This is a genomic window from Pirellulales bacterium (genome assembly GCA_035499655.1).
Taxonomy (GTDB): Bacteria; Planctomycetota; Planctomycetia; order Pirellulales; family JADZDJ01; genus DATJYL01.
Map to the genome: position 1 here is coordinate 12826 of DATJYL010000069.1, position 11936 is coordinate 24761.

An 11936-nucleotide genomic window follows, 5' to 3' on the forward strand; every position below is an offset into this window, starting at 1 on the left:
CTTCTCCCGCGGCGGCGGAAAGGGCCCTCGTCCCCTCCGGCTTTTTTCGCCGCCCGTGGAGAAGGAAAGCCCCCGCGGTTTCAGCATTTTTAATCTCAACATGTTTTTTCCTTCATGCACGCCCGCGAGCTTATCGATCTAGCCGTTTTTGTAGCCGCGCAAGGACCTGTCCTGTTGGGTAGCGTGCGGCAAGTTCCCACGACGGCGCTGTCGCAGTATTGGACGGTGTCTAAGTGCCGATTGGATCGCTGGAACCGCACACTCCGCGAAGGGCAAGTTCCAGCCGCTGCTCGCCACGACGAACTAGCAACCGGTCGCGGTTTGCAAGCCGTGTGCGAAGAAATTCTCATTAGCGAAATGCTCACCCGCGTGTGGTCCAGCATTTTAACTGCGTTGGATTATGTCTCACAGAACAATGAAGCGCAACCTGTGGCCGCCAGCGTGCTGGCCGGGCATCTGGAAGCATCGAACCGGGTGCTGAGCCTGATTTCTTACAATCCCCAAGCCGCACTGAACAACGAAGGCGAGCTGAACCGCTTGCGCCGCCTGACCGAGCGATGGACCGATTTGCTGTTGGGCAGCCTGGGGTCGCTGATTCATGCACCTCAATTTGCTCACGATGCGGTCCGAGCGGAAGAATTTTCCCGCGACTTTGACCGTTCGCGTCAACCGCACGTTCGATTACAAGCTTGGAATTTAATTTCGGCATCGTTGCGCAGCACGTTCGAGTCCCATTTGCATGGGGTTACGCCCAACGCCGATTTGAACAGCAGCATTGCCGGGGCCGTTTTGGTTTGCTTTCCGGCGCATTTATTCGATTCCACAGGCGTTTATCATTCGCTTTGGAATCTGCGGTTATCGGCCATGACCAGTGATACGCAAAACATGGTGGACCAACTCCTGGCGGCCGATTCTCCTGAAGAAGCATCAAAGCCCGGCTTCTCTTTGCCTAAGCTCCACAGAAGTGCGGGGACGCGTCATTCCAGGCTGGAATGAATCAGGGCGTTTATTGCGCCAGGGTAGAATCGGCGTTCGTCCATTGTTTGGCCGCTATTTGTTCGCGAATAATCTGGCTGATTTGTGCGGCGTTTGAAGACCCTTGCTCCAGGGCCTGCTGTACGGCATGGCACCGCACCAGGTGTTCTTCTAAATTCAATTCTCGTGGAGGAGTCGTGCGGCACACGTCCATTGCCAATGGACAGCGTGGATGAAATCGGCAGCCCGGCGGCGGATTCATGGGGCTGGGCACGTCGCCTGGCAAAATTATCCGCTTGCGCCGGCGGCCCGGGTCCATCGACGGCACGCTCGAAAGCAGCGCATGCGTGTACGGATGCAGCGGATTGCGGTACAGCTCGCGGCAGGCGGCAAACTCGACAATTTCGCCCAGGTACATTACCGCTACACGATCGCTGATGTATTCCACGACCGACAAATCGTGCGAGATGAACAAGTACGTCAGCTTCAACTCCTCGCGCAACTGCACCAACAGATTGATGATTTGCGATTGAATGGAAACATCGAGCGCTGAAATGGGCTCGTCTAGCACGATGAACCGGGGCTTGAGCGCCAGCGCGCGGGCGATGCTGATCCGTTGCCGCTGGCCGCCGGAAAATTCGTGCGGGTAGCGGTTCACGTAGCGGCGGTCGAGCCCGGTTTGTTCCAGCGCTTCGACCACGTGGTCTAGCCGCTGACGGCGATTGCCCAGGCCGTGCACGATTAATCCTTCTTCAACAATGTTGCGGACCGTCATGCGCGGATTGAGCGAACCGTAAGGATCTTGAAACACGATTTGCATATCGCGGCGCAGCGAACGTAATTCCGCGCCGCGCAATTGCGTGATGTCGCGGCCGTCGAAGCGAATGCGGCCCGCGGTGGGCTTGAGCAGTTTGAGCAGCGTGCGGCCAGCCGTGGTTTTACCGCAGCCGCTTTCGCCGACCAGGCCGAGCGTTTCTCCCTCGGCAATTTCAAACGAGATGCCGTCCACCGCCCGCACGCGGCCTACCACGGTGCGAAACACTCCGCGCCGCACGGGAAAATGCTGCTGGAGTGCGTCAGCCTGGACTAAGGGTGTAGACATCGATCAAAGTACTTTCTGCAATCCAAAATCTAATTGCCCGGCGTAGTGGCAGCGGGCGAAGTGGCCGGGGGTGATTTCGCGCAGCTCGGGTTCTTCCTGCACACATTTGCCGGCGTCGTTGAAGGGACAGCGGGGATGGAATTTGCAGCCACCGGGAAAATGCAGCGGACTAGGGACCATGCCTTTGATGGTGCGAAGGGGCTGGCGGTGTGAGGGCACCGCGGTGGCACCTGTCGCCTTCGAGGGATTTTCGCCGAATGGGACCCCCGGTCGTAGACCGGGGGCTAAATGAGAGGCATCGCTTTTTGGGCGCGATTGGAACAGGCCGACGGTATACGGATGCAGCGGGCGGGCGAACAGTTCCCGTACCTGCGCGTATTCGACAACTTTGGAAGCGTACATGACGGCCACGTCGTCGGCCATTTCGGCCACGATGCCCAGGTCGTGCGTGATGATCATGATGGACATGCCAAATTCGCGCTGCAGGGAGCGGAGGAGATCGAGAATTTGGGCTTGAATGGTGACATCCAGGGCCGTGGTGGGCTCGTCGGCGATCAGCAGTTGCGGATTGCACGAGAGAGCCATGGCGATCATGGCCCGTTGCCGCATGCCGCCGGAAAATTGGTGAGGATATTCGTCTACGCGCTTTTCCGGCGCGGGGATGCCCACTTTGTGCAGCATGTCGATAGCCCGGCGACGGGCTTCCGCGGCGTTTACTTTTTGATGCAGCCGCACGGCCTCGCTAATTTGCGCTCCGATGGTGAACACGGGATTGAGCGAGGTCATGGGCTCTTGAAAAATCATGGAGATTTTTCCACCCCGAACTTGCCGCATTTCCCGTTCCGACAATTCGGAAAGAATCAGTGGGCGGCCATTGTCGTGCATCACAATCCGCCCGCCGGCAATGCGCCCGGGGGATGAAACCAAGCGCATTACCGATAGCGCCGTGACGCTTTTTCCGCAGCCGCTTTCGCCGACCACGCCCAGCGTTTTGCCGCGTGGAATGGTGAGCGAAACATCGTCGACTGCGCGGACCACGCCTTCGTCGGTGTAAAACCAGGTGCGGAGGTTTTGAATTTCAACGAGGTTGGTCACGTGTCACTGGTCCTTTGCCGTATGTCAGGTGCAAGCGGTGCGGTTCTCAAATGGCCGTTAGTAGTCCGTTGTCAGTGGTCAGTTGCAATGTACATAACGACCGCGGACTATTGACCAATGGCCACTTCATTTACCAGCCTCGCGGAGGCGGGGATCGGTTGCTTCTTGCAAGCCCTCGCCAATCAGATTGTAAGCCAGCACGGTGAGAAAAATCGCCAGACCGGGGAATAAAATCAGCCACCACATTTGCATGTTGGCGCGGCCTTCGGACAACAATTCGCCCCAACTGGGATTGGGCGGCGGCGGCCCGAAACCTAAGTAACTAAGAGCCGCTTCAATTAAAATCGCGCCGGCAATGCCGAACGTAATGGGGACCAGCACTGGGGCCAAAGCGTTCGGCAAAATGTGCCTGAAAATAATCCGCCCCGGCCGCACCCCCAAGGCTCGGGCGGACATGACGAATTCCGATTCGCGGAGTTTGAGGAATTCGGCCCGCGCCAACCGGGCGATGCTGGTCCATTGCGTGCAACCAATGATGGCCATGGTGTGCCAGATGGTCGGCTGATCCACCAGGCTGACGAGCGCCAGAATCAACACCAGCGTGGGAATGCACAACACGACTTCGATCAGCCGGCTGATGGCGGAATCGATTGGGCCGCGAAAATACCCGGCTAGCGAACCCAGTACAATTCCGATGGAGCCGGCGATGCCCATCGACACAAAGCCCACCAACAGCGCGGTGCGCGTGCCATGCACCATGACGGCAAAGACATCGTAGCCGGTATCGGTGGTACCGAACAGATTGAGGCTGCTGGGACTGCCTCCGATTGGGTTGCCGGGCTGATTATCCCATTCGTTTTTGCGCACGCGCCAGTATGGGTCTTGATAAATGAGGGGCCAAACGGCCCAACTGTCGGGGTCTTTCTTTTTTAAATTTTCCGGATAAATCAGGCGGACTTGCGTGCGCAGATAGGGGTTCTCCCAATCGCTGTCGAAATAGCCCAGCGCGGGAAAATATATTTTGCCTTTGAATTTGCAGATCAGCGGCTTGGTGCCCACGATGGCCGGCGCAAAAATGCCGACCAGCGACAAAAAGCCGACGAAGATCAGAGCCAGCATGGCTAATTTTCGCTGTCGAAAGCGGCGCCAGGCTTCGGACCAGAAGCCGCGCGATTTGGCCGGCAAGGGCTGCAAGTTTTCGTCGACCCGCGGCGGCACAGTGGGAACGGTGGACATAGCGGCAGAAGAGTCGAAAAGTCAAAAAGGTAAAAGGGTCTAAAAGTCGGAGGACGGAAATTGAATGGCAGATGTTTATGAATATGTAACGCGGGGATCGACGACGGCGTATAAAATGTCGGCCAGTAGTTGGCCCAACAAAGTCAACACGGAAAACAACAGCACGAGGCCCATGATCGTGGGGTAGTCGTATTCCTGGATTGCTTCAAAAAACAACCGTCCCATGCCCGGCCAGGTGAAAATTTGCTCCAAGATAATCGCCCCGCTAAGCACCAGCGGCAGCTCCAAACCCAGCATGGTAACAAACGGAATCAGCGTGTTGCGGAAGGCGTGATGCACGATAACTCTGGCGCGCGACACGCCTTTGGCGCGGGCCGTGCGAATGTAATCTTGCCGGAGCACTTCCTGCATGTTGGCTTGGATGAAGCGGGTGTCGTACGCCAACGTGCCGTAGGTCAAGCAAATGGTGGGAAGCAGCGCGTGCTGGAATAAATCCCACGCCTGGCCCCAAAACGTGAAATTGTCGAAACCTTCGCTGGTCATGCCGTCGAGCGGCAATTCCAGCCACGTGCCTTGCAGCTTGACAGCGAAGATCATCTGCAAATATAAGGCCGCCACAAATGCCGGCAGCGAGTAGAGCATGTACAGACTGACGCTGAGGGTGCGCTCGTCGAGCTTGCCGCCGCGGGCCGTGGCGTACAAGCCCATTGGCACGGCCAGTAAATAACCCAAAAGCAGCGAGGTGCCGGAGAGAAGCAGTGTGGGACCAACGCGCTCGCCAATGACTTGCGTGACGGGTTGATAGCGCGAAAAGCTGTTTCCTAAATTCAGTTGCAGTACGTTGCCCAGCCAAGCGAAATAGGCCACTGCCGCGGGCTTGTCGAGTCCATAAATCTTCTTCATTTGCTCCATGTCTTCGGCGCGAATTTTTTTACCCGGCGCCATACGTTCCATCCGGGCCAACAGCGGATCGCCGGGCATCCAGCGAATCAGCATGTAGACGAGAAACGTGACCGCCCAGAGCGTGAAGATTCCGAGAATCACACGGCGGATCAAATAGTTCCACATGCGGCAATGAGCAATGACTAATGTTTAATGACGAATGACAATGGAATGACAAATGACCAAGCACCAATGACCAACGAGGGATGTTATACTGAATCCGTTGGTCATTCGACTTTCGTCATTCGTCATTGATGCGGAAGCCATCGGGGAGGACAACGCGGTGGACTATTGCGCTGTCATCCAAATACTATTGAACCCGGGAGAGTAATCGTACGGTCCGCGCGGGCTGAATTTATAGCCCCGGAGTTGTTTGTTGAAGCCGTAGAAGGCGCTGCGCCAATACAAGAACGTGCAGGGCTGATCATGATAAATCAGCTCGTCGATTTTGGCGTAAATTTCCGCGCGTTTGGCGGGATCGAATTCTTCGATGCCTAGCTGAAACAGCTTGTCGACTTCGGGGTTTTTGTACGCCAAATAATTGCGGCCCTCGGGGGGCACCTCGGTGGAGGCCCACACGTTTTCGTCTTCGGCCGGATCGGTGCCGGTGCCCCAACCGCTGAATTCCGCTTCGTACTCGCGCTTTAGCAGCTTTTCGAAAAAGCGCGTGCCTTCCATGGGCTTGATGTTGCAGGTAATGCCGAGCTGCTTCAAGTTGAATTGCATGATTTCGCAAATTCGAATGCGTTCCGGATCGTTTTTTACAATCATGCTGAATTCAAATTTTACGCGCTGGCCATTCACCAGCTTGTCGCGGATGCCGTCGCCATCGCTGTCGACCCAACCGGCGTCGTCGAGCAGTTTTTCTGCCTTATCCAGGTCCTGTTCGTAGGGCTTTAGCGGCGTTTTCGGCGCGTACCAGGCTTCCGGATGAGCAGTGCCAGTGCATTGCTGACACAGGCCATATAGAGTTTTGTCGAGCAACTCGCGATAATCGAACGCATAGGACATGGCTTCGCGAACGTTGCGGTCGCGGAAGAAGGGAGCGGAATCGGAATCGTTGTTCCAGCCGAAGAAGAAATAGGTCCATTCGCTGCCGTAAACCTTCGTGTTTTTATTATAAAATTCTGCGTCATTTGTCTGATTAGCCCATTGCGCTTGCTGAATTTCGTAATCGTCCAGAGAGCCGCGCTTCAGGTCCAAGAGCGCTGTGTTGGGATCTTCCTTGATGACAAACCGAATTTCGTCGAAGAACGGCTTTTGCCGCACTTGCTTGCCATTTTGCAGGTACCAATCGTCGCGGCGTTTAAACACAATTTCTTGATTGCGAATGCGACTGGTCATGACGTAGGCGTTGCCGGAAACGGGGTGCAGTTCGGTCTGTTGATATTCGGGCGTTTGCAAGAGCTCCTCGAACGTCATGCCATGGTCTAGCTTGTCGTACAGCGGTTTGAAAACGTGCTCGGGAATAATGCCGAAGTTCAAATATCCATCGCCCGTGGCGAGCGCCTGCTTGTGGAAATAGACGACCGTGTAATCGTCGTAGGCGACCACGTCGCGCAGTTTGGCAGTGTCGGTGCGCATGGCGGGAATGGGAATTTTTTCGTTCATAATGGCGTGGAACGAAAAGGCGATATCGTGGGCAGTGATCGGTTTGCCGTCGGACCACGTGCAATCGCGCCGCAGAGTAACTTTGTCGATCAAATGATCCTTGCTGGATTGCCAACGAACCACGGTATCGGCATCGCAATAATAGGGCTCCATCGTCCAGCAATAGGTGAGCACACCGTACATACTGAGCGGCAGGACAGTCGCTTCCATAATGGTGTCTTCCATAATGGGGTTACTGCTGTTGATATCGCCAATTAAATAACGCGTGACATGGGCGTGCTCGTCGGGCTGTTCGCTGCCGCTGGGCAAACGGCCCAGGGCGCTGATGATTTTGGCGTTATCGTCCGGACTGTTATTCTTGAGTGCCAGCGCTTGCGGGACGCTTACGAGCGGGGGATGCTTGGCTAAATCGTCGGCCAAGAGCTTCATGGAATCGTACACGGGTTTGTCGACCCACTCGACCGATTTGTCGAGTTCCGCCAAGGTGGCCGGAGGATGAAATGGCTGTTCGGACTGGAAATTCCCGCTTTCGGCCGAAGAACCAGAAGAAGAAGTTGCGGTTGCGGCGTGAGCGTTGGATGTAAAAAACTGTGAGTGGCCGCCGTCGGTTGCTAAGAGGGCGCAAATCGCCAGAGCCAAGAATAAAACGAATCCAACAAACGATCCTCTTCGCTCCGTCATGGTTCTATTTCCCATCCGTTTGGGCGCTGCAGGCAATGCTGGCAGTCAACACAAGCAACAATCGACTTGGCGGAAGCATTGAACCTCAGAACATTAACCGCATGCTAAACCGTGGCTTGGCCAGCGGTCAAGCACGCTTAAGCGGTGTGCTGGCGTGAGAAGCCGTGTTGCTTGGATTGCCAAAACCCGCTAATGTTCCGCAGTTTAGGTGGCCGGAAGGCTGCGTGTCTGCGCGTTCAGCACCCGGAATCCGACGGAACCGCAAAACCGCTGGTTAGGCATTCCGTGCTCGAAGGCTTGGCCACAGCAGACACATAGGCACCCATCTCACAGGCGGATGAGGAACCGTTATGCAACCAGTTGATGCACGGAAGCATGCTGTTGGCGGATATCGGACGTGGTTCAAAGCTAGGGCGCTGTTGCCGCCATTGTCGTTGGCCTGGGCATGGTGGTTGAGCCTGTCGCTCCTGCCATACGTGCAACAAGCTTGCGCGCAGACCAAAAGTGATCTTAACGAGAATTCAAAATCTGCTGCCAAAGCCGATTTGAAAGCCGACTCTCAGCAGCAAGAAATGAAATGGATTTGGTCACCGGCCCAGCCCGTCGAAAAGAAAGTGCCGCCTGGGGCGTGCTACTTCCGCAAGTCGTTTCCGTTGGGGCAGCCCGAAAGCGCCGAAGTGCAAATCTCCTGCGATAACGCCTACGAGCTGTATGTCAACGGGCGCCAAGTAGCCGAGGGAGACAACTGGCGAGTGATGAAATCGCATGACATTACCAAATTCCTTGTCGCAGGCCACAACACCGTGGCGATTAAAGCGACTGTCAAGGTGGAAGGCACTGCCGGCTTAGTGGCGCGCGTATTGGTAAAGGATATTGGGGGCACGTATGTGGCCTACAACACCGACGACACTTGGCGCACCAGTCTGCAGGAATTTCCGCAATGGACGAAACATTCCTACGACGACAGCCAATGGCTTCCGGCCCGCGTGATTGGACCCTTGGGCCCCACGCGGCCGTGGCTGGACGATGTGCAAATGGCTGGCGGCGCTCCGGCCGGCCGGTTCGAAACGCTACCGGAATTTCGCGTCGAAACCGTGCTGTCGCCGGAGGATACCGGTTCGCTGCTCACCATGACCTTCGATGAATTCGGCGATATTTTGGCCTCCAAAGAAGGCTCTGGAATTCTGCTATTCCACGAAATCAACCATAGCGGCAAGTTCGAAAAGCCCGTGGTATATGCCGATCAGATCACCAATTGCCAGGGATTGCTGGCGCTCAACGGACAAGTGTTCGCCGTGGGCAAAGGACCCGTCGGCCTGGGCCTGTATCGGCTGAGCGACTCCAACGGCGACCGCCGCGCCGATAAAGTCGACACGTTATTGAAGTTCACCGGCGATTCGGTCGAGCATGGTCCGCACGGTGTGGCGCTGGGGCTCGACGGGTTGTTGTACGTCATGCTGGGCAATCACACGCAAGTCGACAAGCAGATTGATGCCACGAGTCCGCTGCACGATTTCTACGAGGGCGATTTGCTTCCCAAATACGAAGATCCGCACGGTTACGCGGCCGGCATTAAGGCGCCTGGCGGCACCATTGTTCGAACCGACATTAACGGCAGCTTTGCGGAACTGTTTGCGGGCGGTTTCCGGAATTGCTACAGCCTGGCCTTTAATCGCACGGGCGAATTGTTCACGGCCGATTCCGACATGGAGTGGGACGAAGGCCTCCCGTGGTATCGGCCAACGCGCAGCTTGCACGTCACGCCCGGCGGCGAGTTTGGCTCGCGTAGCGGCTGGAGCGTGTGGCCCGATTACTATTTCGACGGCCTGCCTACGATGACCGATACCGGCCGCGGCTCGCCAACGGGCATGGTGGTGTACGATCACATGACGTTCCCGCGCCGCTATCACGGCGCTTTGTTTGTGGGCGATTGGTCACGCGGTCGGATATTAGCGATTTACCCGCGGTCCAAAGACGGCACGTATCAAACCGATATGGAAACGTTTGCGGCCGGCAAGCCGCTGAACGTAACCGGCTTGGACGTCGGTCCTGACGGCGGGTTGTACTTTTGCACTGGCGGCCGCGCAACCGAAGGGGGCGTGTACCGCATTGTGTGGCGCGGCAAAGTTCCGGTCGAAGCCACTGCTTTAGGCCAAGGCATCGAGCAAGCCCTGCGTCAGCCGCAATTGAACAGCGCGTATGCCCGGCAGAAAATCGCGCTGCTGAAACAACAGTTGGGCGCCACGTGGGACGAGCAGCTTAGCACGATCGCCGAAAATCCCAGCACGACCAGCTTGGAAAGATGCCGGGCGTTGGATTTGATGCACTTGTTTGGGCCATTCCCTAGCGGAGCACAGTTAGCGCGACTTTCCAGCGATTCCGACGCGGCGATCCGGGCCAAGGCGGCCTTTTTGATGGGATTGCACTCCGACGCCGATACGCAGCTGAAGCTGATCCAGTTATTGCACGATCGCGATCCTGTGGTGCAGCGCATGGCTTGCGAAGCCCTGGTTCGAGCCGGGCAAAAGCCGAAGTACGAGGAACTGGCGCCGCTGCTAGGTAGTAGCCATCGGTATATTGCCTACGCTGCCACGCGGCTGCTGGAAACGCTTCCGGTCGAGGAGTATCGCACCGCCGTTCTCAGTACCGAGAACACGCGCACGTTTCTGCAGGGCGCGCTGGCTATGCTGATGATGGACCCTAGTCACGACCATTGCGTGGCCATTTTGCACCGCTGCGAAAGCATCATGGCGGGCTTCGTCAACGATCCGGATTTCCTCGACATGCTGCGCGTCATGCAGTTGTCGCTGTTGCGCGGGAATTTGCAGCCTGGCGACGTGCCAGAATTGCCGGAAACTATTGCCAAGGAATATCCGACTCGCAATGCCATAATGAATCGCGAGCTGGTACGGCTGGTCGTCTTTTTGCAAGGGAAGCCAGCCGCCTCGCGGATGCTGGAACAACTATCCGCTGACATTCCTGCTGCCGACAAGCTACAAGTGGCACTGTATGCGCGCTTTATGCCGGCTTGGTCCACATTGCAAAAATTGCAACTGATGAAGTTCTACGAAACCGCTCGGACGCTGCCCGGCGGACATAGTTTTGAAGGTTACATTGACAACGTCTCGCGCGACTTTTTTGCCACCTTCACCCCGGAGGAACGGTCGATGGTGCTGGCCGACGGCGCCAAATGGCCCAGTTCGGCACTGGCGATGCTGGCGAAACTGCCGGAAGACGTTCCGGCGGAATCCATCGCCCAAATCATCTCGCTGGACAAGCAAATGGTGGGCGTGGAAGCGGAGGCGGCGCACAAGTTGGGCATTGGCATCGTAGCGGTGTTGGGGCGTTCGCATGATCCCCAAGCCAGCGCCTACCTTCGCGAAATTTATGAGAAATATCCCGAACGCCGCGGCCAAGTTGCCATGGCCTTAACGCAAAATCCGAACCGCGACAACTGGCCGCTGTTGGTCGAATCGCTGCCGGTGGTGGAGGGTGCTTTCGCCCAGCAAGTGCTGATTACGCTGGCGCTCATCGATCAAACTCCCGACAAAGCGGAGCCGTACCGGCAAGTGATTCTGAGCGGGCTAAAGTTGGGCGAAAACGGCGGACTGAACGCCGTGAAGGTTCTGGAAAAATGGTCGGGCAAGCAAGTCAGCCAGCCCGACGACAAATGGGACGTGGCCTTGGCCGCATGGCAAAAATGGTTTGCCGAGACTTATCCCAACGAGCCCGAAGCCAAGCTTCCAGTTGAATCGGCCGAAAACAAATGGACCTACGAAGAATTGTACGCCTATCTGACCGGCCCGGACGGCTCGCACGGCGATGTGGAACTGGGGGGTAAAGTGTTCGCTAAAGCGCAGTGCATCAACTGTCATCGGTTTGGCCAGCGGGGCGACGGCGTTGGGCCCGATTTAACCACCGTCAGTCGACGCTTTCAGAAGAAGGAAATTTTGGAATCGATTTTGTTCCCTTCGCAAGTAATTTCCGATCAATACGCCAGCAAAACCATCCTCACGACCGATGGCCGCAGCGTTACCGGCTTAGCGGCGAAGCAGGACGATGGATCGATGGTTGTGCTGCAATCCAACTGCCAGAAAGTCACTATTGCTGCCGCCGACATTGACCAAATTCTGCCCTGCAAAATTTCCGTCATGCCCGAGGGCTTGCTCAACACCCTTTCGCTGGATGATATCGCCAATTTATTTGCCTTCTTAAATCACGCGCCCGGAGACAGCCTTACCAGCCGTGGCGCTGGCACCGTGGGCGACAAACGATAGAACTTGCGCGGCAACTT

At 56.6% G+C, this 11936-nt stretch carries 7 protein-coding genes; 2 read left to right on the plus strand and 5 right to left on the minus strand.

All coding sequences use genetic code 11. From position 1 onward, the window contains the following. Positions 1–114 precede the first annotated feature (114 nt). Complete coding sequence (locus tag VMJ32_05050; protein HTQ38370.1) at positions 115–996, plus strand: hypothetical protein; 882 nt, start codon at positions 115–117, stop codon at positions 994–996. 10 nt (positions 997–1006) lie between these two features. Here VMJ32_05050 and VMJ32_05055 read toward each other — a convergent pair whose 3' ends face one another. The 5 genes from VMJ32_05055 to VMJ32_05075 all read right to left on the minus strand — a co-directional run bounded on the left by VMJ32_05055 (position 1007) and on the right by VMJ32_05075 (position 7642). Next, positions 1007–2077, minus strand: coding sequence for a dipeptide ABC transporter ATP-binding protein (locus VMJ32_05055; GenBank protein HTQ38371.1), 1071 nt, complete (start codon positions 2075–2077; stop codon positions 1007–1009). A 3-nt stretch (positions 2078–2080) separates the two neighbouring features. Next, a complete protein-coding gene (locus tag VMJ32_05060; GenBank protein HTQ38372.1) occupies positions 2081–3172 on the minus strand; it encodes an ABC transporter ATP-binding protein in 1092 nt (363 codons plus the stop codon). Positions 3173–3298: 126 nt separating this feature from the next. Next, positions 3299–4408 (minus strand): ABC transporter permease, encoded by a 1110-nt coding sequence (locus VMJ32_05065; protein ID HTQ38373.1) that lies wholly within the window; start codon positions 4406–4408, stop codon positions 3299–3301. Positions 4409–4483: 75 nt separating this feature from the next. Beyond that, complete coding sequence (locus VMJ32_05070; protein HTQ38374.1) at positions 4484–5476, minus strand: ABC transporter permease; 993 nt, start codon at positions 5474–5476, stop codon at positions 4484–4486. Between the two features lie 162 nt (positions 5477–5638). Next, on the minus strand, positions 5639–7642 hold the full coding sequence (locus VMJ32_05075; protein ID HTQ38375.1) for an ABC transporter substrate-binding protein: 2004 nt from the start codon (positions 7640–7642) through the stop codon (positions 5639–5641). Between the two features lie 350 nt (positions 7643–7992). Here VMJ32_05075 and VMJ32_05080 point away from each other — a divergent pair, with 350 nt between their 5' ends. After that, a complete protein-coding gene (locus VMJ32_05080; protein HTQ38376.1) occupies positions 7993–11919 on the plus strand; it encodes a HEAT repeat domain-containing protein in 3927 nt (1308 codons plus the stop codon). Positions 11920–11936 lie beyond the last annotated feature (17 nt).

Bases quoted from the DNA above. Each gene is read 5' to 3' on its own strand.
- VMJ32_05055 (HTQ38371.1), bottom strand. From the start codon at position 2,077: ATGTCTACACCCTTAGTCCAGGCTGACGCACTCCAGCAGCATTTTCCC.
- VMJ32_05065 (HTQ38373.1), bottom strand. From the start codon at position 4,408: ATGTCCACCGTTCCCACTGTGCCGCCGCGGGTCGACGAAAACTTGCAG.
- VMJ32_05050 (HTQ38370.1), top strand. From the start codon at position 115: ATGCACGCCCGCGAGCTTATCGATCTAGCCGTTTTTGTAGCCGCGCAA.
- VMJ32_05080 (HTQ38376.1), top strand. From the start codon at position 7,993: ATGCAACCAGTTGATGCACGGAAGCATGCTGTTGGCGGATATCGGACG.
- VMJ32_05070 (HTQ38374.1), bottom strand. From the start codon at position 5,476: ATGTGGAACTATTTGATCCGCCGTGTGATTCTCGGAATCTTCACGCTC.
- VMJ32_05075 (HTQ38375.1), bottom strand. From the start codon at position 7,642: ATGACGGAGCGAAGAGGATCGTTTGTTGGATTCGTTTTATTCTTGGCT.